The organism is Phytopseudomonas daroniae (assembly GCF_004327285.1).
In the GTDB taxonomy this organism is placed as follows: Bacteria; Pseudomonadota; Gammaproteobacteria; order Pseudomonadales; family Pseudomonadaceae; genus Aquipseudomonas; species Aquipseudomonas daroniae.
In genome coordinates this window covers 275320-297316 of sequence record NZ_QJUI01000001.1, presented here as the reverse complement: position 1 = coordinate 297316, position 21997 = coordinate 275320, and the positions used below count along the sequence as shown (strand labels likewise).

Here is a 21997-nt window from a genome sequence, read left to right as displayed (position 1 = left end):
ACGGCAGCAGAGGAATACTGCCGATAGGGCGGTCAGCCAGCTTCCGATTCGCAGTGGCGACAATTTGCTGAACGATAGTCGTTGCCCGAATGCCTATAGGAAATACCGATAAGGGAGGAAGATCACCATGCTCGAAAGTTGCCAGAATGCACAGGAGCGATGGGGCGGCGTACACCTGTTGATCGATCGCTGGTTGCAGGAACGCGCGGAACTGATCAAGGCCTACGCAGCCATCGATGATGTCAGCGACAAGGCCGTCATGCAGCGTTTCTGCGAAATCCTCGTCGACTACGTTTCCGCCGGGCATTTCGAGGTTTACCAGCAGCTCACCGAAGAGGCTCGAGCGTTCGGTGACCAGCGCGGTCTTGAGCTGGCCAAACAGATCTATCCGCGCCTTGAAGTGATCACTGAAGCCGCACTGACGTTCAATGATCGCTGTGATGAAGGCGATTGTGGTGACATCGAGGCAGTCAGTGCCGAACTCAAGCGCCTTGGTCAGATGCTGCACGAGCGTTTCGAGCTCGAAGACTGTCTGATCGAAGTGTTGCACACCGCCCACAAGCAGCAGGCTACCACCGCCGCTGTATGACATTCGGCGCCGCGACTTGTCGCGGCGCTGTTGTCTCCCTCATCTGTATGCAGATGTGCGTTACGAGCACGTTACGCATGTGCTTGCAAAGCGCCTCTGGCGGGCGCAAATTCACACGTCTAGTATGGCTTCAACTCATCCGCCAGGAGGCGCGTCATGTCGGCCACGAAAAACGTGAAAAAGAAATCGGTCACCACTCCTTTGCATTTGCTTCAACAACTGTCCGGAAGTTTGCTCGAGCATCTCGAAAGTGCTTGCTCGCAGGCCTTGGTCGATGCCGAAAAAGTGCTCGCCAAACTGGAGAAACAGCGCGGTGGTGCGCAGGAGAAACTGCACAAGGCACGCGGTAAACTGCAAGCTGCGGCTGCTGCAGGCAAGGCCAAGGCGCAGTCCAAGGCCAAGTCCGTTGTCGACGAACTGGAAGGTGTGCTGGATGCACTGCAGGCTCGCCAGAGCGAAACCCGTCAGTACATCGTTCAGCTCAAACGTGATGCGCAAGAGAGCCTGAAACTGGCGCAGGGCGTCGGTAAGGTTCGCGAGGCTGCCGGCAAGGTTCTGTCCAGCCGCAGCAAGACTGCCGCCAAACCAGCCGCTAAAACCGTCGCGAGACCTGCAGCTGCCAAGTCAGTTGCCAAAGCCGCTGCCGCCAAACCAGCCACTAAAGCCGCTGCGAAATCCGCTGCCGCCAAACCGGCCGCGAAAACCGCCGCGAAGCCGGCAGCCGCCAAATCGGCTGCTACCGCTGCCGCCAAACCAGCCGCTAAAGCCACAGCGAAACCCGCTGCCGCCAAGCCGGCCGCCAAAGCCGCCGCGAAGCCAGCAGCCGCTAAAACTGCAGCAAAACCCGCTGCCACCAAGCCAGCTGCCAAAGCCGCCGCGAAGCCAGCAGCCACCAAACCGGCTGCTACCGCTGCCGCCAAACCAGCCGCTAAAGCCGTAGCGAAACCCGCTGCCGCCAAGCCGGCCGCCAAAGCCGCCGCGAAGCCGGCAGCCGCCAAATCGGCTGCTACCGCTGCCGCCAAACCAGCCGCTAAAGCCACAGCGAAACCCGCTGCCGCCAAGCCAGCTGCCAAAGCCGCCGCGAAGCCGGCAGCCACCAAACCGACTGTTACCGCTGCCGCCAAACCAGCCGCTAAAGCTGCAGCAAAACCCACTGCCGCGAAGCCAGCTGCCAAAGCCGCCGCGAAGCCAGCAGCCACTAAACCGGCTACTACCACTGCCGCCAAGTCAGCTCCTAAAGCTGCACCGAAGCCTGCTGCCAGCAAACCTGCTGCGGCCGAAAAGCCTGCCGTCGCAGCATCCCCTGTCGCGAGCAAGCCAGCCAATGAGCCGACCGCGGCACCGACTCCTGCCGCTAGTCCTACCAATGGTGTGACACCGCCTAGCGCCAACTGATCCAGGTGCCATGAAGTCTGCGGACACTCCTGAATGGAGTGCCCGCAGACTGTCTTCAGCGAGTGCAAGGCTCGTGTCGATTCGACTGCTCCGTTCCCTTCTTCTTTGCGGCAACCCGGGTGTCATACGGTCGCGCCGATTAGTATGTGTATTCTAGTTTTCCTCGTTAGGGTGTTTTGCAAGCCTGTGCTGCACAGGCCATCTCCCATGTAACTGCGAGGTGCACCATGTCGAACGCTACCGTCAGGAAGAAAACGCTTGCCGATACCACACTCGTTGTCGTGAGCGACGCGCCGTCCTATGCCCGAAAGGTGTGGTTGGCCGGCTTGGGGGTGTACGCCAAGGCGGGGCAGGAAGGCCTCGATTACCTTCGAGAACTGATCCGCCTCGGCGCAGAAGCGGAACAGCGAGGCAAGAAGCAGGTCAATGAACAAGTCGAGGCGGCCAATGGCCAAATCGACGGAGTCAAAAGCAGAGTGTCCGTCGTGAAGAATAAGGTCGCCGCGCGCATCGAGAAGATCGAGCAGGCCTTCGACTCTCGCGTGGCAGGCGCCCTCAACCGGCTCGGCGTTCCCGCTCGACAGGATATCGAAGCCCTGTCTGCTAAGCTGGATGAGCTGAGTGCGTTGCTCGAGCATGTCGCGCGTACCAAATAAGGAGAGCAGGATGGCTGTCAAAAAGAAATCCGAGAAACAGACCGGCTCGTGGATCGGCGAGGTTGAAAAGTACTCGCGACAGATCTGGTTGGCGGGCTTGGGCGCATACTCCAAGGTCAGTAAGGACGGCACCAAGCTGTTCGACACTCTGGTCAAGGATGGCGAGAAGGCCGAGAAGACGGCCAAGAGCAACGTGGACAAGCAGACCGATGCGGTGAAGTCGTCGGTTGATTCCACGGTCGGCGGCGCCAAGTCCCGCGTCGATGAGGTCAAGGGCAAGGCGATTGGCAAGTGGGGCGAGCTTGAAGAGGCATTCGACAAGCGCCTGAACAACGCGATTTCGCGCTTGGGCGTGCCGAGCCGCAACGAGGTCAAGTCGCTAAACGACAAGGTCGATCTGCTGACCAAGCAGCTTGAAGCCCTGACGGGCGTTTCCACCAAGGTGGTTGCCAAGCCGGCTGCGAAGCCCGCTGCAAAAAGCACCGCTGCCAAAGCTGCCAGCAAACCCGCTGCGACCAAGGTTGCCGCTAAACCTGCAGCCGCCAGCAAAGCTGCAAGCAAGCCTGCGGCAAAACCGGCTGCCAAACCTGCCGCCAAAGCGGTAGCAGCCAAACCCGCGGCGGCGAAGAAAGCCCCTGCAGGCAAAACGGCAGCGGCCAAGCCCGCGGCGACCAGCAAGAGCCCTGCCAAACCTGCTGCCAAGCCAGCGCTGAAAGCGGCGTCGAAACCAGCCGCCAAGGCTGTGAGCAAACCCGCTGCGACGAAACCCGCGGTGAAGAAACCTGCGGCGACCAAGGCCGCACCGGCTACGCCTGCAACACCTGTCAGCACTCCGCTGCCGAATGCAGCGCCGCCGGCCGCCGCAACACCAACCTCGAGCAATCAGTCCTAAGGCTGTCCTGCGCGACGAAAACGCCCGACCCTGTGTCGGGCGTTTTCATTTCAGGCCGAGGCATCTCTCAGATAGCTGCGTGCCAATAACTCGGTGGTTTGACGGGCCCCGTCCTGTAGATGCGGCGCGACCAGCATCATCACCTGGTAAACCACCAGCCTGCTGTCGGCATGCTGGGCGACGATGCGTTGGTAATCCTGAGAGAACAGCAGGGTCAGTACGATCTGCTCTACCAGTTGTTCCAGGGCGTAGTCATCGCTGTCGAGCTCGTTCTGCTGCTTGAGACGCATCAGCAGGGTGGTGAGCGTGCGTCTGAGCTTGCCAAGCCACAGGCGCATGCCGTGGGCCAGTTTGGGCAGGCGGCCGCTGAGGTGGGAAAGATCCTGGAAGAGAAAGCGATAGGCCGACATGCCCTCGGCAATCAGATGCAGAAACAGCCAGTAGTCCTGGGCGTCGAGATCGGCCTCGGCGGGAGGTGCGAGCAGTGTTGAGAGCCTCGCCTGGAACTGTTCGAACAGTTCCAGGATCAGCGGCTCCTTGCCATGAAAGTGGTAGTACAGGTTGCCAGGGCTGATGCCCAGCTCGTTGGCGATTTCCAGCGTCGAGACGTTCGGCTCGCCCCGCTCGTTGAACAGCAGCAGGGTGGTTTCCAGGATACGTTCGCGGGTCTTCATCCCGATCAGCGCACCCGTACGTAAGTGCCGGGCGCGGCGTCCAGCGGTGGGTAATCGGCGTTGCCCAGGGGCATCTGGGTGTCGCGCTGAGCGCCGGAGCGTTGCTGGATCCACTCCAGCCACCGTGGCCACCAACTGCCCTGGGTCTGTTCGGCGTCATGGTGCCAGGCGCGTGGATCCAGACTGAGTTCGTTGCTCTTCAGGTAATTGGATTTGGGATTGCCTGGCGGGTTGAGGATGCTCTGGATGTGGCCTGCGTTGGAAAGCACGAACTGGCGCTCACCACCGAGCAGCAGTACCGAGCGGTAGACCGCGTCCCAGGGCGTGATGTGATCGTTGCGGCCGGCGACACTGAAGCTGTCGACCGTGACCTTGCGCAGGTCGATGGGGGTTCCACGGACGTCGAGTCCACCGCTGCGCACCATCGGGTTGTCTTTGAAAAAGTCGATCAGGTCGCCGTGAAACGCCGCAGGCAGGCGTGTGCTGTCGTTGTTCCAGTAGAGAATGTCGAAGGCTGGCGGCTGTTTGCCCAGCAGGTAATTGTTGACCCAGTAATTCCATATCAGGTCGTTGGGGCGCATCCAGGCGAATATCCTGGCCATTTCCCGGCCGTCCAGCACGCCTTTCTGGTAGGAGCGACGCTTGGCATTCTCCAGGGTCTGCTCATCGGCGAAAAGCATCGCGGGGCCATCGATCCGACTGTCCAGCAGACTAACCAGGTAGGTGCTGCAGCCAACCTTGCGCAACTGCTTTTTCGCCTGCAGGTGGCCCTGTAGCGCGGCGATGCTCAGGCCGCCTGCGCAGGCGCCGAGCAGGTTGACCGATTTGCTGCCGCTGATGGCTTGGCAGGCTTGCATGGCTTGCTCGATGGCTTCGGCGTAACTCGACAATCCCCAGTCGCGGTGGCGTACATCCGGGTTGCGCCAACTGATGATGAATGTGCGCAGGCCATTTTTCAGCGCGTACTGGACGAAGCTCTTGTCCGGGCTCAGGTCGAATACGTAGTACTTGTTGATTTGCGGCGGCACGATCAGCAGCGGCTTGGCGTACTGCTTTTCGCTCATGGGGCGATACTGGATCAACTCCAGCATTTCGTTGCGATATACCACCGCGCCGGGTGTGCTGGCGATGTTGCGGCCGATTTCGAAAGCTTGCCTGGTGACCTGGCTGGGCAGCCCGTCGTTGTTCAGCAGGTCATCGAACAGATGGCCGAGGCCTTTGATCACACTACCGCCACCGGTGTTGAACAGCTCCTTGAGCGCCAGTGGATTGAGCAGGCTGTTGGACGGTGAGAAGGCATCGCCGATCAGCGAGGAAATGAAGCGTGCGCGACTGCGCTCATCCGCGCTCAGATCGCTTTCATCGATCCAGCTATCCAGCTGTTTCTGCCAGGCCAGGTAGCCTTGCAGGCTGCGCCGGTAGAAGGGGTTGTGCTGCCAGGTCGGGTCGGCGAAACGCGCATCCTTGGGATTGACGCTATGCAGGTCGTCGCCGAGCAGGATGCGCCCGATCTGCCCGCCCAGTTGCAGGACGTGACGTGCGCTGTGCACCGGTTGCCTGAGGCCTTGCAAGGCAAGCGTGCGCACGGTGGAGAGCAGGTCGCGACCGCGCAGGCCGACCACGGCATTCTGTGCATTCAGCACATGGGGCGAATGGGGCAGACCCTCGGTACGACGCTTGTCTGGCATGGCAACACTCCGTTGTCTGGGCTCTGCTGATTGATCAATGGCAATGGCACCATCCGACTCTTCACAGTAGTACAGGAATGCCGACGCGTTACCTTTCCTGCCCTGGGCGTTACGGCTGGCCGCGAACCACCGTGACGTTTTGCGGGTGCATCACGGCGGGTTGCCGCTCCTCGGCGAGAAATTTCATGATGATCGGCGCCACCACCTCGGCCCGGGTCACCAGAAACAGGTGGCCGTCGTCGATCACGTGCAGTTCGGAGTTGGGAATGCGCCAGGCCAGCAGGCGCATGTTGAGCAGTGGAATGATCGGGTCATCGTCGCCGGCCAGCACCAGCGTCGGTTGGCGGATCTTGTGCAGCCAGTGGATGCTGGTCCAGCCCATGCCGGCGAACAGTTGCCAGTAGTAACCCAGCTTGCCGCCCGAGCGCACCTTGCTGGCATGGGCCAGGGCGAGCTTGGGATCGCGGCGGAAAGCGCCGCCGTAAATGTCTGCGGCGATATGCACGCCATAGGACGGTTGCAGGTAGCGGCGAGGGCTTGCCATACGCCAGAGCACCCTGGGCTTGCCCGGAATCATCACCGCGCCGGCGGACGTCGCCGCCAGCACCAGCTTCTTGCAGCGCTCCGGGTAATCGCGGGCGAATTGCTGAGCCAGGGCGCCACCCCAGGACACACCGATGACATTGACCTGGCCGTAGTCCAGGTAATCGAGCATGCGGGCGGCCAGCTTGGCCAGGCCGGGGAACCGGTAGGGGATGCTCGGTGTAGAGGAACCGCCTACGCCGGGAACGTCGAAGGCGATGATTTCCAGATCCTTGTCCAGCGCGCGGACGAAGGGCATCACCAACTCGAGGTTGGCACCGATGCCGTTGAAGATCAGCAGCGGCACCTTGTCGGGGCTGCCGGCCCGCACGGCGGTACGGATGGTCTGACCATCCAGGGCGATGGTGCGGAACACGAAGGATAGTGACATGTGGCAACCTCTGTCAGTGATCGTCGCCGGTGACCTCGCCCGGGCAGGCCATCGCGGTAACCTATCGTTCAGCGTTCGTGGACATAGGTGCCAGGCGCGGCCTCGCCGGAGGGATAGCGCTTGTTGCCCAGCTTGCTCGGTGCCTTCTTGCTTTCCCCGGAGCGAGCGACCAGCCATTTCTGCCAATGCAGCCACCAGGAATCGGTGTGCTTGGTCGCGTCTTCCTGCCAGGCCTTGGGGTCGGTCGGCATGTCGGGATTGGTCATGTAACGCGCCTTGGGATTGCCTGGCGGGTTGAGGATACTCTGGATGTGGCCGCTGCTGGACAGCACGAATTCGCACTGGCCGCCGAACAGCCGGGCCGACTTGTAGCAGGATGTCCACGGAGTGATGTGGTCGTTGCTGCCCGCCACCACGTAAGCGTCGCAGGTCACCTGGCCGAGGTCGACCGGTGTGCCGCACACTTCGAGGCCACCCGCGCGGGTCAGCGGATTGGTCTGGAACATCTCGATGAATTCGCCGTGCAAGGCGGCTGGCAGGCGCGTGGTGTCGTTGTTCCAGTAGAGAATGTCGAACACCGGCGGCTCGTTGCCGAGCAGGTAGTTGTTGACCCAGTAATTCCAGATCAGGTCATTGGGGCGCATCCAGGCGAATACCTTGGCCATGTCGCTGCCTTCCAGCACGCCGGCCTGATAGGAGCGGCGCTTGGCCGCTTCCAGAGTCTGCTCGTCGGCGAACAGCGCGAACTGGCTGTCGAGCCGGGTATCCAGCACGCTGACCAGCAGCGTCTGGGCATGAATCCTGTGTTCGCCCAGAGCTGCGTAATGGCCCAGCAACGAGGCGGTGGTGGCGCCGCCGGAGCAGGCGCCGAGCACGTTCAGGTCGGTGCTGCCGGTAATCGCGCAGACTACCTCGACGGCTTCCTTGAGCGCCTCGATATAGGTCGACAGACCCCATTCGCGCTGTGCCTTGGTCGGGTTGCGCCAACTGACGATGAAGGTCTGCACATGGTTGCGCAGCAGAAAGCGCGCCAGGCTTTTTTCGGGCGACAGGTCGAACACGTAGTATTTGTTGATCTGTGGTGGTACCACCAGCAACGGCCGCTTGAAGACCTGCTCGGTAACCGGACGATACTGGATCAGCTCCAGCACATCGTTGCGAAATACCACGGCGCCTTCGGTGGTGGCGACGTTCTTGCCAACCTCGAAGGCCTTCATGTTGACCTGGCTGGGCATGCCGCCGTTGTTCACCAGATCCTTGGCCATGTGCGAGAGACCGTCGAGCAGACTCTTGCCGCCGGTTTCGAAGAAGCGTTTGACCGCTGCCGGATTGGCCATGGTGTTGCTCGGTGCCATGGCTTCGGTCATCAGGTTGATGACGAAGTGGCCGCGACTGACATCCTGCTCGGACAGCGAGCTGTGTTCGACCCAGTCGTGCAACTCCTTGCGCCAGGCCAGGTAGGTTTGCAGGTAGCGGCGGTAGAGCGGATTCTGGCTCCATGCCGGATCGTTGAAGCGGCGGTCATTGTCATCGGGTTGCAGCTGCGACTGGCCGAGCAGCACATTCTTCATCTCGACGCCGAAGTGCGCTACATGGCGGGCGCTGTGCAGGGGCTGGCGGATGGCCTGGGTCAGTACCAGGCGGGCGGAAGTGAGCAGATCCCTGCCGCGTATGCCGATGACCGGGTTGAGCCCCATGGTGCTTTTCGACGGCTTGTACGTCAGGTCATCGTTCTGCTTTTCACTCATCGACAACGCTCCCTTTTCCCCACGACGGGCAGACGTTCCTTGCGGGCAACGGCGCTGTAGCTGTCGAGGTTTGCGGTGGCAGTGGTAGTGGCGTTTGCGGCATCCAGAGGATGGCGGGTGAACCTGAATTACTTTGCTCACCCGAGTTTAGACGTTAGCGCAAGTTGGGCCAGTAGCGGTGAGAGAGTAGCGTTGATCGCAGGTGCGTCAGAGCATCAGACGCACTATCGATTCGTCGGGGTCGCGGGATTTGCCGGCGGCAGCGAGGGCGGCTAGATAGTCACGCCACAGTTCGTCCTGGCGTAGCGCCAGTTGATGGAGGTAGTCCCAACTGAACAGCCCACTGTCGTGGCCGTCGTCGAAGGTCAGCTTGAGGGCATAATTGCCAGCGGGTTCGATGCCGATCAGCGCGACATTGAGTTTTCCCGTCTGCAGAATCGGTTTGCCATGCCCTTGCACCTCGGCCGATGGCGAGTGCACGCGCAGAAACTCGGCCGGCAGCTTGTAGCTGTCGTTGCCGTATTGCAGTTCCAGCGTGCGAGACGCCTTGTGCAGCTTGATCGAGGTGGGGATACGCATGCTAGCTCCAAGCCGCAAGTGGCAAGCTACAAGCTGGAGTCAAAAGCAGGCCGCTCTTGGCTTGACGCTTGTGGCTTACCGCTTGCCGCTGCTCTCAGAGGATATAGCGCGACAGGTCTTCGTCTTCCGCCAGCTCGCCGAGGTGGCTGTTGACGTAGGCCGCATCGATACGGATGACCTCGCCATTCTGCTGGCCAGCCAGATCGCCGGCACTGAAGGATACCTCCTCCAGCAGACGTTCCAGCAGGGTGTGCAGGCGACGGGCGCCGATGTTCTCGGTCTTCTCGTTGACCTGCCAGGCGATCTCGGCCAGACGCTTGATGCCGTCTTCGGCAAATTCCACGCCCAGGCCTTCGGTCTGCAGCAGTGCCACATACTGCTCGGTGAGCGAGGCGTGGGGTTCGCTGAGGATGCGTTCGAAATCTTCCGGCGACAGCGCCTTGAGCTCGACACGGATCGGCAGGCGCCCCTGCAGTTCCGGCACCAGATCGCTCGGCTTGCTGAGATGGAAAGCACCGGATGCGATGAACAGGATGTGGTCGGTCTTGACCATGCCCAGCTTGGTGTTGACGGTGCAGCCCTCGATCAGCGGCAGCAGGTCGCGCTGTACGCCTTCGCGGGAAACGTCGGCACCGCCAGCGTTGGCGCGCTTGGCCACCTTGTCGATTTCGTCGATGAACACGATGCCGTGCTGCTCGACGGCCTCAAGGGCCTTGGCCTTGAGTTCTTCCTCGTTGACCAGGCGCCCGGCTTCTTCTTCGCGCACCAGCTTCAGCGCGTCCTTGACCTTGAGCTTGCGGCTCTTTTTCTTGCCCTTGCCCATGTTGGAGAACAGGTTCTGCAGCTGGCTGGTCATTTCTTCCATGCCAGGCGGGGTCATGATTTCGATACCGGCGGGGCTGTCGGCCACTTCGATCTCGATTTCCTTGTCATCCAGCTGGCCTTCACGCAGGCGCTTGCGGAACAGCTGACGGGTATTGGAATCGCCCGACGCCGCTTCCTCGGCAAAACCATTGCGTGCCGGCGGCAGCAGGGCATCGAGAATGCGGTCTTCGGCGGCGTCTTCGGCGCGATGACGCACGCGCAGGATTTCCTGCTCGCGGAGCATCTTCACGGCGGCGTCGGCCAGGTCACGAATGATCGACTCCACGTCACGGCCGACGTAGCCGACCTCGGTGAACTTGGTGGCTTCCACTTTCAGGAAGGGCGCATTGGCCAGCTTGGCCAGGCGACGGGCGATCTCGGTCTTGCCGACCCCGGTCGGGCCGATCATCAGGATGTTCTTGGGCGTCACTTCGGCGCGCAGGTCGAGCGGCAGTTGCATGCGCCGCCAGCGATTGCGCAGGGCGATGGCCACGGCGCGTTTGGCGTCATCCTGGCCGATGATGTGGCGGTTGAGTTCGTGGACGATCTCGCGGGGTGTCATGGACATGAGCGGGCTCCGATCAGGACTGGGCTCAGATAGCCGAGTCCAGCTCCTCGATGGTCAGATTCTGATTGGTGAAGACGCAGATGGAACCGGCGATTCTCAAGGCGGTTTCGGCGATCTCGCGCGCGTCGAGCTCGTCGCTGCCTTTCTGCAGCAGCGCCAGGGCCGCGGCCTGGGCGAAGCCGCCACCGGAGCCCATGGCGATCAAACCGTGCTCGGGTTCGACCACGTCACCATTGCCGGTGATGATCAGTGAGGCGTCCTTGTTGGCCACGGCCAGCATGGCTTCCAGACGGCTCAGGGAGCGGTCGGTACGCCAGTCCTTGGCCAGTTCGACGGCGGCGCGTACCAGATGGCCCTGGTGTCTTTCCAGTTGCGACTCGAAACGTTCGAACAGGGTGAAGGCATCGGCGGTGGCACCGGCGAAACCGGCGATGACCTGACCGTGGTACAGGCGGCGAACTTTTTTCGCATTGCCTTTCATCACGGTATTGCCGAGGGAAACCTGGCCGTCGCCACCCATGACGACTTTACCGTGGCGGCGGACTGAAACGATGGTAGTCAAGGGCGTGCTCCTTCGGCAGCTCCGGGGTTGACCTGTTATATGGGGATAGATTGCGTGAGGTTCAAGCCGAATGGCGTGAACGGTAGGAAAACTACCCCGCCTGATGGCTGGACTTGGCTGGCCGCCGTTTCGTGACGGGTGGCTGGAGCAAGGCGTAAGCAGACGTAGGGTGGATCGGGGCGCGTAGCTGACGCTCTTTTCATCACCATGCGATCGTAGAGCGGTGGACGGGTCGGGCCGCGTAGTAGGTGAAGCGCCGTCCACAGCCCGCCGCGACCTCGGCAGGATGGGTGAAACCCATCAATTACCGATGGGGTTCACCCATCCTGCGACCGTCCGCTTTCGCCTTTTCACGGTCGTAGGGTGGGTGGTGCCGCTTCGTGTCTGTCCTCACGGGGGCTGACGGCGAAGCGGGCGCGGTAGCGGCGGGCGAAGTAGGACGCCGACTCGAAACCGCAGGCCAACGCCACCTCGAGCACGCTCATGTCGCTCTGGCGCAGCAGCTGGCGCGCCTTGTCCAGGCGCACGCCAAGATAGAAGGTGACGGGAGTGGTGCTCAGGTGCTGACGAAACAGGCGCTCCAACTGCCGTGGAGTGATACCGACCGCGCTGGCCAGTTCACCCGGCGAGCGGGGCGCTTCGGTACTGCGTTCCATCTCACCAACTACCTGTACCAGCTTGCGGTTATGAATACCGTAGCGGCTGGTGATCTGCATGCGCTGGTGATCGAGGCGCGTGCGAATGCGCCCAAGCACGAACTGCTCGGACACCTGGATCGAAAGCGGCTCGCCATGGTCGCGGCCGATCAGCCCGAGCATCAGGTCGAGGCTGCTGGTGCCGCCGGCACTGGTGATGCGCTGGCCATCGATCTCGAACAGCTCCTGGGTCGGTTGCAGCTGTGGATAACGTTCGCGAAAGGCATCCAGCGCTTCCCAGTGCAGGGTGAAGCGTTGGCGTGGTTCCAGCAGCCCGGCTTCGGCCAGCACGAAGCTGCCAGTGTCGATGCCGCCCAATACCCGGCATTCTCGCTCCGCCCGACGCAGGCGGCTCGCCAGCTGCGCCGTGAAACCTGCCAGCGGGTCGAAGCCGGCAACCACGAACAGGCTGGTGTCCGTCAAGGCGCCGTCCAGGGCGCCGTCGACATTGAGCGACATGCCGTTGCTGGCCTGCACGGCCTGGCCATCGTCACTGAGCAGGCGCCAGCTGTAGTGCGGGGCGTGAAAGCGATTGGCGACCCGCAACGGCTCGATGGCAGACATCAGCCCCATCATCGAAAAACCGGGCAGCAGGAGAAAGCAGAAGCTGTGCGACATGGCGGAATCCCCCGCGTGTGGAGTCCGCATCTAACGGCAGGTACGCCGATGGATCAAGTCGTTATGATCCTTTTTTATGTCGATATAGTTCGAATTGATTGCCCGGCAACTGCGTAAGGTGGACTCATCGGAACTTCGTTGTTCCGGTCACACGGTACTAAGAACGACACGAAACCGTTGAGGAGCCCCATTATGAAAGCGCTCACTGCGTTCGCAGCTTGCTGCACCTTTACCTTATTCAGCTCACCCTTGCTGGCCGCCGACGAGGAGAGTTGCAAGACCGTCCGCCTCGGCGCCGTTGGCTGGACGGATGTGGTTGCTACCACCGCCGTAGCCAGCGAATTGCTGCAGGGTCTTGGTTACCAGACCACCCAGACGCAGGCGTCGCAGCAGATCATCTTCGCCGGCATCCAGAAAGGCCAGGTCGACGCCTTTCTCGGCTACTGGAAGCCGATCATGGACGACAACATCAAGCCTTTCCTCGCCTCCGGCGCGGTGAAGGTGGCCGATCAGCCCTCGCTGGACGATGCCGTGGCAGTGCTGGCCGTACCCGGTTACGCGGCCGAGAAGGGCCTGAAAACCCTGGCCGACATTGCCCGCTTCAAGGACGAGCTGGATGGCAAGATCTACGGTATCGAGGCGGGTTCCGGAGCCAACACGGCGATCCAGAAGATGATCGACGGCAACCAGTTCGGTCTCGGTGATTTCAAATTGGTGGAGTCCAGCGAAGCCGGCATGCTCGCTGCCGTCGGGCGCGCGGTGAGGAATGAGAAACCGGTGGTGTTCTTTGGCTGGAAACCACACCCGATGAACCTGCAGATGCCGATCACCTACCTGACCGGTACCGAGGATGTGTTCGGCCCCAATGACGGCGCCGCTACCGTATCCACGGTCACTGCCCCGGACTATGCCCAGCGCTGCCCGAATGCCAACCGCTTGTTGACCAGCCTGCGCTTTACCAGTGAGCAGGAGGCGGAGCTTATGCAGCCGATCATGGATCGTCAGCCGGCTGCCAAGGTGGCCCGCGAGTGGATTGCCGCCAATCCACAGGTAGTCGTCGGCTGGCTGGAAGGCGTCACCACCTTCGACGGCAAACCGGCCAGCGAAGCGCTAGCAAACTAATACTCAACTTGCCGTGACCGTGCCTGCGCGCGGGGGCGGCGTTCGTCCCGAACAAAGGAGATCGACCGTGAACCATGAAATCATCGTCACCTGCGCGGTCACCGGCGCTGGCGATACCGTGGGCCGCCATCCGGCCATTCCGGTGACGCCGAAGCAGATCGCCGATGCCGCCATCGAAGCCGCCAAGGCCGGCGCCACCGTTGCCCACTGTCACGTGCGTGACCCGCAGACCGGCAAGCCGAGCCGCGACGTGGCGCTGTATCGCGAGTTGGTCGAGCGCATCCGCGAGAGCGACACCGATGTGATCATCAACCTGACCGCCGGCATGGGCGGCGACCTGGAGATCGGTCGGGGCGAGCAGCCGCTGGAGTTCGGTGCCGGCACCGATCTGGTCGGGCCGTTGACTCGGCTGGCCCATATCGAGGAGCTGCTGCCGGAGATCTGCACCCTGGATTGCGGCACCCTGAATTTCGGTGATGGCGACTTCATCTACGTCTCCACTCCGGCACAACTGCGTGCGGGTGCCAAGCGCATCACCGAGCTGGGTGTGAAGGCCGAGCTGGAAATCTTCGACACCGGCCACCTGTGGTTCGCCAAGCAGATGATCAAGGAGGGCTTGCTGGACGACCCACTGATCCAACTATGCCTGGGCATTCCCTGGGGCGCACCAGCGGATACCGCGACCATGAAGGCCATGGTCGACAACCTGCCGGCGGGTCTGACCTGGGCCGGCTTCGGTATCGGTCGCATGCAGATGCCCATGGCTGCCCAGGCCATGTTGCTAGGCGGCAACGTGCGGGTCGGCCTGGAAGACAACATCTGGCTGGACAAGGGCGTGCCGGCCAGTAACGGCTCGCTGGTCGAGCGTGCGGTAGAGATCATCGAACGTCTTGGCGGGCGGGTGCTGAGCCCGGCCGAAGGACGCGAAAAGATGAGCCTCAAACCTCGTTGAGCCTGCGATCTGGAGCCTGATATGTCTTTCGTTACCACTGTCAAAACCTTCGCCGTCCTTGGCACTGGCGTGATTGGCGCCGGTTGGGTCGCCCGCGCCCTGGCCCACGGCCTCGACGTGCATGCCTGGGATCCGGCGCCCGGCGCCGAGGCCGCGCTGCGGACACGCATTGCCAACGCCTGGCCGGCGCTGCAGAAGCAGGGACTGGCGCCGGGCGCCGCGATGGAGCGCTTGCGCTTTTTCGACGACCTCGAGGCCTGCGTGGCCGATGCCGATTTCATCCAGGAGAGCGCGCCCGAGCGGCTCGACCTCAAGCTCGAACTGCACGGTCGGATCAGTGTGGCTGCGCGGCCGGATGTGATCATCGGTTCCAGTACCTCGGGCCTGCTGCCCAGCGAGTTCTATGCCGAAGCGCAGCACCCGGAGCGCTGCGTGGTCGGCCATCCCTTCAACCCGGTGTACCTGCTGCCGCTGGTGGAAGTGGTCGGTGGCGAACGCACCGCGCCTGACGCGGTGCAGGCCGCCATCGCCATCTACGGCGCTTTGGGTATGCGCCCGTTGCACGTGCGCAAGGAAGTGCCGGGCTTTATCGCCGACCGCCTGCTCGAAGCGCTATGGCGTGAGGCGCTGCACCTGGTCAACGATGGCGTGGCCAGCACCGGCGAGATCGACGATGCGATCCGCTTTGGCGCCGGGCTGCGCTGGTCGTTCATGGGTACCTTCATGACCTACACCCTGGCTGGCGGCGACGCCGGCATGCGCCATTTCATGGCCCAGTTCGGCCCCGCTCTGAAGCTGCCCTGGACCTATCTGCAGGCACCCGAACTGACCGAATCGCTGATCGATGACGTGGTCGCCGGCACCAGCGTGCAGCAGGGCCAGCGCAGCATTGCCGAGCTGGAACGCTATCGTGACGACTGCCTGCTAGCGGTGCTCGATGCCGTGCGCCAGACCAAGGCGCGCCACGGTTTCGCCTTCGAGGAATGAGCATGTTGCCCGTCACCTACCGTACCGCCGTGCAAGCCGATTGGGTGGATTACAACGGCCATCTGCGCGATGCCTATTACCTGCTGATCTGCAGCTTCGCCACCGATGGGCTGATGGATCTTGTCGGCCTGGACGAGGCGGGCAGGGCACGTACCGGGCACACGATCTATACCCTGGAATGCCACCTCAATTTCCTCGCCGAGGTGAAACTCGGTGTGGGTGTTCAGGTGCGCACCCAACTGCTCGACCATGACCGCAAGCGCCTGCATATCCTTCACCGCCTGGAGACCGTCGAGGGCGAGCGACTGCTGGCCGAAAGCGAGCAGATGCTGATGAACATCGACACGCCAAGCGGCCGCTCTGCGCCGTTCGATGTGCAGGTGGCGCAACGGGTTGCCGAACTGGCTGACTCGCAACAGGGTGTGCCGCGCTCCGTCCATGTCGGTCGAGTGATCGGGTTGCCGGTGAGGTAGAGCTTCAAGACAAGGCTTCTACAGGCGCGCAACTGACCCGTACGTGTGCAGCCACAATCGCCCGCAAGCGGGCTCCTCGAGCCTGCTGCCAACCGGGGCTCTTCTGTAGGAGCCGGCTTGCCGGCGATCATTAGGTGCTCGATCAGCCGCAGGGGGTAACGCGCCGAGCTGCGGGTCGCCCGCAAGCGGGCTCCTACTGAACCCTGTTGCCAATCGATCCTCCCTGTCGGAGTCGGTAAGTTTGCTTCTGCAGATTAGCCGCGCATCACCCGCCAGGCCGGCGTATTGTCGTTGGGGTTGTAGGTCAGCTCGCTCTTGTCGGTCTTCTCCACGCCGATGGCTTTCAGCCAGGTTTCCAGGTCGCCAGTGCTGATCTTGCCGTCGCGGCGGTCGTTCTTGGCCAGGTTGTCGAGCTGGTCGAAGAAGCCCTGGTTGTCGAGCAGGAAGCGCGCGGCCTCTTTCTCGGCGTCGCTGCCGTCGCCATCCGCGATCTTCTCCAGATCCTTCTTGCTGACGATGGCGTCCTTGCCGTTCCAGTCATCCCAACGGTCGCGGATGGTATCGATGATGCTCTGGTGCTCGTCGAAGAAGGCCCGGTCGAACTTCTCCTCATGGGCACCGACCATTTTCAGCCAGGTGTTGAGGTCGTTGGTGCTTACCTTGCCATCCTGGCCGCCCTTGCCCCATTGGGTGTCGAGCTGGTCGAAGAAGTCGTTGTTGTCGAGCAGGAATTGCGCGGCCGCTTTCTCCTCGTCGCTGCCATCGCCATTGGCGATCTTTTCCAGATCCTTCTTGCTGACGATGGCGTCCTTGCCGTTCCAGTCATCCCAGCGCTCACGGATGGTGTGGATGACCTCGCGATTCTCCTGGTAGAAGGCCCTGTCGTACTTGGCCAGGTGCAGGTCATCGTCGAGGCGGTTGATAGACGAGCCCCCTTCCTGGGGCGTGTCCTTGAAATGCTCCCACTCGTCCTTCTGATAGTCGTAGATGCTTTGCCCGGCCGGGGCGTCGCGGCCGTCGTATTCGTAGAAGCTGTAACGTGCGTATTCGAGCTTGTCGCCCCAGTCTTCCTGGGTCAGGCCGAGTTCGGCGAGATCCTTGAACCACTGGCCTTCCTTGTCGGTGGCTTTCTGCTTTTTCTCATGATCGACGAAAATGCCGATGATGCCGGCGATCAGCCCGAGGCCTGCGGTGATCAGGAACAGCGGTCCGGTGGCGCCTGCCAGTGCACCGATGCTGGCGAACAGGCCGACGGTGCCGATCACGCCTGCCGTTGTGCCGGCCACGCCACTGATGATTTGCAAGGCACCGGCAGCCTTGCCCAGGTCGCTGTTGTTGGCGATGGCGTCCTTGATCGCGAAGCCGCCCATCACGATATCGGCGACGCTGAGGATATCCGGAGCCACGCCCAGCACCTTGGTCAGCGTGCCGCCAATTTTCGCCGCCAGGCCAGGTTTGATCGATGGTGTATCGGTGGTGCTCAGCGCATCCTGGATGGTGCGCGTATCGACGATGCCCTGTACCGAGGTATTGCTGCGCACGGAGGCGTTGACCCGTTCGATGGCATCATCGACGACGTCGGCGGCCGGAGGCGTGCGATTTTCGTGCTCGAACATCTCGTTGATCGATTGACGATCGAGCTCCAGGTTGCCGTCGAACGGATCGCCGCCGGCCGGCGTGCTGCGGCCTGACTCTTCCAACCGTTCGTTGACCACCCGATCGAAGGACTCGCGGCTCGGTGGGGTGATGTTGCGCTCTTCGAAATACTCCACGGCGTCTTCGTAGATCGAAGACAGGGCGTCGGTGTAGGTGGAATAGCCGGAGGAGGTGATGGACGGTGGCAGCGCACGGTTGGCGGCGTCGTCCAGATGGTTGGCGAACTCGTTGACCGAGGCATCGTCGGGAATGTCGCCCAGACCGTTGGCCGCACGGCGTTCGGCGATAGCGTCATTGATGTGCTCTTCGCTGATGGTCAGGTTCTGTTCTTCGGCGATCTGGTTGAGGCTGTTGTAGCGAGACCAGTCCTCGGGCGGGTTGCCGCCAGCGCGGGTGATGATGTCGTCGAGCAGGGCGCGACTGCCGGCGTCGTCCAGGGAACCGATGCCCGACGCTTCGGCCGAGAGCCTGACCTGGTCGAGTGCGTCGCTGCCGCCGCCGCTGTTCAATGAGCCCAGCTCGATCATGCTGTTGGCGCGATCCTGCACCGCTTCGGGAATGCCAGAGATGCCCTTGTCGCGCAGGAATCCTTCGATCTTCTTGCCGAGCGCGCTTTCCTTGCCCCAGATTTCCGGCACGGTCTTGCTCAGGCCCAGCAGCTCGGCGGTGTTGGTTTTGGTGAACAGGTCGAATATGCCGGTCTTCTCGAACTGCGCGCCGCCACCGAGGAAGGTGATGAAGTCCTTGGCGATGGCCAGGCGCTCCAGCGGCTCGTCGGCCAACTGGCCGTTCTTCGCCGAGAGCATGTAGATGGCGCCGCCCAGTGAGCCGAAGGCGGAGATGGTGCCGAGCACGCCGTATTTGTTGAGGGTGCCCAAGGCCTTGGCGAAGTCGTCCTTGCTGACATCCATGGGCACGTACTTGCCCTGCATCTGCTGGTCGAACTCGGCCTGGGTGATGGTGCCATTGTTCAGTTGGTTGCTGAGCTCGACGAAGTCGGCCATCTTGGTCTTGTCGTTGAGCAGCTCGTTGTAGAACTTCTCGATGGTCTCCTGCACTCGACGCGGGATGTCGGCGGACTTGAGCACGGTCTTGATCAGCGCGCCCATGTCCTTGTAGGCCATTTCCTTGTATTCGTCGGGAATCGCACCGGGGTCGCCGACCAGGGTGTCGATCTCGATCAGAATGCCGTTCTGCTTGAGCGCCGATTCAGCCTGGCGGGCGCGCTCCGGGTCGAGCAGTTCCAGGCTCGAAGCGAGGCGGGCGACTTCCGCTTGGCCTTCGCTGTTCAGGCCCTGTTTCTTCATGTCCGCCAGGTATCTGACGAAGTCCAGGCTGGTCAGGGTTTCGTAGATTTCGTCCGCCAGCTTGGTCTTGTCTTCGCCGCTGACCTTCTCGATGGCGCTGTCCAGCTCGGCCTGGAATTCCTTGCCGATCTTGTCTTTCTCGCCGTCGCCGCTGGTGAACATCTCGCTGAGCAGCTTATCCACCGAGTTGCCGTTGAGGATGTCCTGCATGTCCTCTTCGCTGAGGGTTTCGCCATCGGTGTCGAACTTTCGCCAGGTGGTGTCGCCGCCACGCGGGTCTTCTATGTAGGGGGTGATCTGGTGGCCGCTCTCCATGGCGGCCTTGGCCTCGATGGCCTTGACCAGCTTGTAGATGTCGCTGTCCTTGCCGACCTCGCCGTCGTCGATGAGCTTCTTGTACTTGTCGAGCAGGTTCTTGGTGGCCAGCTCGACCACCGTCATCTCATCCTTGTCGTCCTTGTTGGCTTTCTCGCCACTGCTCTGGCCGAGCAGATCCAGAGCATCGAGGTCGGGCAGATCGTACTTTTCACGAAGTTCCTGGATCGAGTCGCCGCCTTTGACGTGATCACTCCACATCCCCGCGACACGGTCGTACATCTCCTTGTTTTCGTGCTGGGATACGACGTACTTCTTGCCGTCCTTGGTCTCGAACTGGATGACCCCATTGCCGAACTCGTCCGGGCCGCCCCAAAGGGCAATGTCATGCTCGGCCACATAGGTGTCGGCACCAGCGACCTCACGTCCATCGGCCACGCGCTGCTCGAGTGTGTAGCGTGACAGGCCGATCTGCTGCACCGAGGCGAACAGCTCGGGGGTCAGCGCCTTGGAGACGCTGACGGTTTCGCCGTCGGCGGTGATGTAGGTGATCACTTCGGCGTCTTCCAGGTTGCCCTGCCACTTGAACTGGGCGTAGTCGCCCCAGTCCTGTACCTCGGTGTTGCGGTCGGCGATAAGGTGTTCGTCGCCCATCGCTGCAACCACTTGAGCTTTCTGTCCAGGCGACTGGTTGAGGGTGTGCAGGTTGACCAGAAACTTGTACAGCTCCGGGTTGACCGAACGCTCGACCACCACGCCCTGGCCGTTCAGCTCGTAACGGATCTTGCCGTCCTTGGCTGCTTCGACCTGGGTCTTGTCCACGGGTGGCCACTTCTCGTTATCGGTGGCGATGCGGTCTTCCTTGGGCTTCGTGTCACCCTTGGCCTTCAGGCTCAGGCGCATGAGGCTATCGAATCGCAGGCCATCACCGCCTGTCTGTTCGTTGGGGCCTTTGCTCAGTGGTTTCACGCTCACGGTAGATTCCTCGCGAAGTGGAAGCTGGTGGCCGAGCCGCTTCGCAGAGGGAGCCGCGTGTGCGTCTATGGCCGGGACTGCCTCGATTGTTTCGCTTACCGGCGTGAAATGCTGTGAAACATCCCGTTCATAAACCGAGCGGGCAAAGAGAAGCCCCGCCGGTGTTGAGTCCGGCGGGGCTGCGGGGCCATTTTCGGGGTGGCAGGTCGGTCAAAGGCGATAGCAGCCACAAGCGGACGTAGGGTGGATGACGCTCTTTTCATCCACCATCGCGATCTCAGAGCGGTGGACGGTGAAGCGTCGTCCACCCTACGACAGGCTGTTTACGCCACTCTGCAGCCGTATGTCGCTTACTGCGCGGTGACGTCGCGCAGGTAGGGAGCGGGTGCAGCGCCGAGGTTGTTGAGCATGCGTTCGCTGTACCAGTCGATGAAGTTGACCACGCCGAACTCATAGGTCTTGGAGTAGGGGCCGGGCTGGTAGGCGGTGGAGTTGATGCCGCGCTGGTTCTCTTCGGCCAGGCGCCGATCCTGGTTGTTGGTGGCGTCCCATACTTCACGCAGGCGTGCCACGTCGTAGTCGACGCCTTCGACGGCGTCCTTGTGTACCAGCCACTTGGTGGAGACCATGGTTTCCTGGGCGCTGATCGGCCACACCGTGAAGACGATGAGGTGATCACCCATGCAGTGGTTCCACGAATGCGGCAGGTGCAGGATGCGCATGGAGCCCAGATCCGGGTTCTGGATGCGGCCCATGAGCTTTTTGCTGCCCTGTTTGCCATCCATGGTCATGGATACCGTGCCCTTGAGCAGCGGCATGCGCACGATGCGGTTGCGCAGGCCGAAGCTGGCGTGGGCGAAGGGAATTTTCTCGGCTTCCCACTTGGCCGCCGATTCGGCGACATGATCCTTGAATGACTGACTGGCCCGAGGGTCGGTAACGTCGTCCCACTCCAGCAAGGTGTTGAGCAGCTCCGGGTGCGAGCCGTTGCAGTGATAGCACTCGCGGTTGTTTTCCAGCACCAGCTTCCAGTTGGCCTTTTCCATCAGGGTGGTCTGCACCGCCACCTTGGTGTTCTCCATATCGTAGGGCTCCATGTAATGGGCCAGCGTGGAGAGGAACTCGTCGATAGCCGGTGGATTCTCGGCCAGTGAGATGAAGATGTAACCGCCCGCCGTCTTGCAGCTAACCGGCTTGAGGCCGAACTGCTGCATGTCGAAGTCGGCGCCCATTTCGGTGCCTGCGAACAGCAGCCGGCCATCCAGTTCGTACGTCCACTGGTGGTAAGGACAGACCAGCTTGGCCACCTTGCCCTTGTCGCTGGTGCACAGGCGCGAGCCGCGATGCCGGCAGACGTTGTGGAAAGCATGCACGATGCCGTCGGCACCGCGGATGACGAGGATCGGGTTGTCGCCGATCTGCAGGGTCAGGTAGTTGCCCTTGGTGGGGATTTCGCAGGTCATGCCGGCGATCAGCCATTCCTTGTGGAAGATCTCCTGCATGTCGAGCTGGAACACGCGTTCGTCGTTGTAGAACGGCTGCGGCAGGGAAAAGGTGCGCTCGCGGTTCTGCAGCATCTCGGCGGTAGCGGCGCGTGCCGGTTCCAGTGGATCGCCAAGGCTCAGCGTAGAGGTGACGGTCATCGGAAAACTCCTCGTGGCGAGCGCGCTGCGCACGCCGTAAAAGTGGCTATTGCGGTGGTACGCAAG

The 21997-nt window shown here is 62.0% G+C and carries 18 protein-coding genes; 8 read left to right on the top strand and 10 right to left on the bottom strand.

Going from position 1 to position 21997, the window contains the following annotated elements; translation table 11 throughout:
- The first annotated feature begins 127 nt into the window (after window positions 1-127).
- From rsd to DNK06_RS01285, 4 genes are all read left to right on the top strand, one after another.
- Window positions 128-589, top strand: a complete 462-nt coding sequence (gene rsd / locus DNK06_RS01300; RefSeq protein WP_131178238.1) for a sigma D regulator — start codon at window positions 128-130, stop codon at window positions 587-589.
- A 156-nt stretch (window positions 590-745) separates the two neighbouring features.
- Complete coding sequence (locus DNK06_RS01295) at window positions 746-1984, top strand: AlgP family protein (protein WP_131178237.1); 1239 nt, start codon at window positions 746-748, stop codon at window positions 1982-1984.
- Window positions 1985-2211: 227 nt separating this feature from the next.
- A complete protein-coding gene (locus tag DNK06_RS01290) occupies window positions 2212-2640 on the top strand; it encodes a phasin family protein (RefSeq protein ID WP_131178236.1) in 429 nt (142 codons plus the stop codon).
- 10 nt (window positions 2641-2650) lie between these two features.
- A complete protein-coding gene (locus tag DNK06_RS01285; protein WP_131178235.1) occupies window positions 2651-3532 on the top strand; it encodes a phasin family protein in 882 nt (293 codons plus the stop codon).
- A 50-nt stretch (window positions 3533-3582) separates the two neighbouring features.
- Here DNK06_RS01285 and DNK06_RS01280 read toward each other — a convergent pair whose 3' ends face one another.
- The 8 genes from DNK06_RS01280 to DNK06_RS01245 all read right to left on the bottom strand — a co-directional run bounded on the left by DNK06_RS01280 (window position 3583) and on the right by DNK06_RS01245 (window position 12501).
- Window positions 3583-4206 (bottom strand): TetR/AcrR family transcriptional regulator, encoded by a 624-nt coding sequence (locus DNK06_RS01280; protein ID WP_131178234.1) that lies wholly within the window; start codon window positions 4204-4206, stop codon window positions 3583-3585.
- A 5-nt stretch (window positions 4207-4211) separates the two neighbouring features.
- Entirely contained in the window at window positions 4212-5894 is a 1683-nt protein-coding gene (gene phaC / locus DNK06_RS01275; protein WP_131178233.1) for a class II poly(R)-hydroxyalkanoic acid synthase, read from the bottom strand.
- A 109-nt stretch (window positions 5895-6003) separates the two neighbouring features.
- Window positions 6004-6867, bottom strand: a complete 864-nt coding sequence (gene phaZ / locus DNK06_RS01270) for a poly(3-hydroxyalkanoate) depolymerase (protein ID WP_131178232.1) — start codon at window positions 6865-6867, stop codon at window positions 6004-6006.
- A gap of 68 nt (window positions 6868-6935) precedes the next feature.
- Window positions 6936-8615, bottom strand: a complete 1680-nt coding sequence (phaC, locus tag DNK06_RS01265) for a class II poly(R)-hydroxyalkanoic acid synthase (protein WP_131178231.1) — start codon at window positions 8613-8615, stop codon at window positions 6936-6938.
- Window positions 8616-8822: 207 nt separating this feature from the next.
- Window positions 8823-9194, bottom strand: coding sequence for a gamma-butyrobetaine hydroxylase family protein (locus DNK06_RS01260; protein WP_131178230.1), 372 nt, complete (start codon window positions 9192-9194; stop codon window positions 8823-8825).
- A gap of 94 nt (window positions 9195-9288) precedes the next feature.
- Window positions 9289-10626 carry an ATP-dependent protease ATPase subunit HslU gene (gene hslU, locus DNK06_RS01255; protein WP_131178229.1) on the bottom strand — a complete coding sequence of 446 codons (1338 nt, stop codon included), beginning with the start codon at window positions 10624-10626 and terminating at the stop codon, window positions 9289-9291.
- A 25-nt stretch (window positions 10627-10651) separates the two neighbouring features.
- Window positions 10652-11188 (bottom strand): ATP-dependent protease subunit HslV, encoded by a 537-nt coding sequence (gene hslV, locus DNK06_RS01250; protein ID WP_131178228.1) that lies wholly within the window; start codon window positions 11186-11188, stop codon window positions 10652-10654.
- Between the two features lie 350 nt (window positions 11189-11538).
- On the bottom strand, window positions 11539-12501 hold the full coding sequence (locus DNK06_RS01245; RefSeq protein WP_131178227.1) for a GlxA family transcriptional regulator: 963 nt from the start codon (window positions 12499-12501) through the stop codon (window positions 11539-11541).
- Window positions 12502-12693: 192 nt separating this feature from the next.
- Between DNK06_RS01245 and choX the strand changes: the two genes are divergently transcribed.
- The 4 genes from choX to DNK06_RS01225 all read left to right on the top strand — a co-directional run bounded on the left by choX (window position 12694) and on the right by DNK06_RS01225 (window position 16035).
- On the top strand, window positions 12694-13623 hold the full coding sequence (choX, locus tag DNK06_RS01240) for a choline ABC transporter substrate-binding protein (protein WP_131178226.1): 930 nt from the start codon (window positions 12694-12696) through the stop codon (window positions 13621-13623).
- A 67-nt stretch (window positions 13624-13690) separates the two neighbouring features.
- Window positions 13691-14575 carry a 3-dehydrocarnitine:acetyl-CoA trimethylamine transferase CdhC gene (gene cdhC / locus DNK06_RS01235; protein WP_131178225.1) on the top strand — a complete coding sequence of 295 codons (885 nt, stop codon included), beginning with the start codon at window positions 13691-13693 and terminating at the stop codon, window positions 14573-14575.
- 21 nt (window positions 14576-14596) lie between these two features.
- Window positions 14597-15562, top strand: coding sequence for an L-carnitine dehydrogenase (locus DNK06_RS01230; RefSeq protein WP_131178224.1), 966 nt, complete (start codon window positions 14597-14599; stop codon window positions 15560-15562).
- A 2-nt stretch (window positions 15563-15564) separates the two neighbouring features.
- Window positions 15565-16035: a thioesterase family protein gene (locus tag DNK06_RS01225; RefSeq protein ID WP_131178223.1), complete on the top strand. Its 471-nt coding sequence runs from the start codon at window positions 15565-15567 to the stop codon at window positions 16033-16035.
- 254 nt (window positions 16036-16289) lie between these two features.
- Here the strand turns inward: DNK06_RS01225 and DNK06_RS01220 are convergent, their stop codons facing one another.
- Together DNK06_RS01220 and gbcA are read right to left on the bottom strand one after the other, a co-directional pair.
- Window positions 16290-20288 carry a hypothetical protein gene (locus tag DNK06_RS01220; RefSeq protein ID WP_131178222.1) on the bottom strand — a complete coding sequence of 1333 codons (3999 nt, stop codon included), beginning with the start codon at window positions 20286-20288 and terminating at the stop codon, window positions 16290-16292.
- A 350-nt stretch (window positions 20289-20638) separates the two neighbouring features.
- Entirely contained in the window at window positions 20639-21931 is a 1293-nt protein-coding gene (gene gbcA / locus DNK06_RS01215) for a glycine-betaine demethylase subunit GbcA (protein WP_131178221.1), read from the bottom strand.
- Window positions 21932-21997 lie beyond the last annotated feature (66 nt).

Bases quoted from the DNA above. Each gene is read 5' to 3' on its own strand.
- rsd (WP_131178238.1), top strand. From the start codon at position 128: ATGCTCGAAAGTTGCCAGAATGCACAGGAGCGATGGGGCGGCGTACAC.
- DNK06_RS01295 (WP_131178237.1), top strand. From the start codon at position 746: ATGTCGGCCACGAAAAACGTGAAAAAGAAATCGGTCACCACTCCTTTG.
- DNK06_RS01290 (WP_131178236.1), top strand. From the start codon at position 2,212: ATGTCGAACGCTACCGTCAGGAAGAAAACGCTTGCCGATACCACACTC.
- DNK06_RS01285 (WP_131178235.1), top strand. From the start codon at position 2,651: ATGGCTGTCAAAAAGAAATCCGAGAAACAGACCGGCTCGTGGATCGGC.
- DNK06_RS01280 (WP_131178234.1), bottom strand. From the start codon at position 4,206: ATGAAGACCCGCGAACGTATCCTGGAAACCACCCTGCTGCTGTTCAAC.
- phaC (WP_131178233.1), bottom strand. From the start codon at position 5,894: ATGCCAGACAAGCGTCGTACCGAGGGTCTGCCCCATTCGCCCCATGTG.
- phaZ (WP_131178232.1), bottom strand. From the start codon at position 6,867: ATGTCACTATCCTTCGTGTTCCGCACCATCGCCCTGGATGGTCAGACC.
- phaC (WP_131178231.1), bottom strand. From the start codon at position 8,615: ATGAGTGAAAAGCAGAACGATGACCTGACGTACAAGCCGTCGAAAAGC.
- DNK06_RS01260 (WP_131178230.1), bottom strand. From the start codon at position 9,194: ATGCGTATCCCCACCTCGATCAAGCTGCACAAGGCGTCTCGCACGCTG.
- hslU (WP_131178229.1), bottom strand. From the start codon at position 10,626: ATGTCCATGACACCCCGCGAGATCGTCCACGAACTCAACCGCCACATC.
- DNK06_RS01245 (WP_131178227.1), bottom strand. From the start codon at position 12,501: ATGTCGCACAGCTTCTGCTTTCTCCTGCTGCCCGGTTTTTCGATGATG.
- choX (WP_131178226.1), top strand. From the start codon at position 12,694: ATGAAAGCGCTCACTGCGTTCGCAGCTTGCTGCACCTTTACCTTATTC.
- DNK06_RS01230 (WP_131178224.1), top strand. From the start codon at position 14,597: ATGTCTTTCGTTACCACTGTCAAAACCTTCGCCGTCCTTGGCACTGGC.
- DNK06_RS01225 (WP_131178223.1), top strand. From the start codon at position 15,565: ATGTTGCCCGTCACCTACCGTACCGCCGTGCAAGCCGATTGGGTGGAT.
- gbcA (WP_131178221.1), bottom strand. From the start codon at position 21,931: ATGACCGTCACCTCTACGCTGAGCCTTGGCGATCCACTGGAACCGGCA.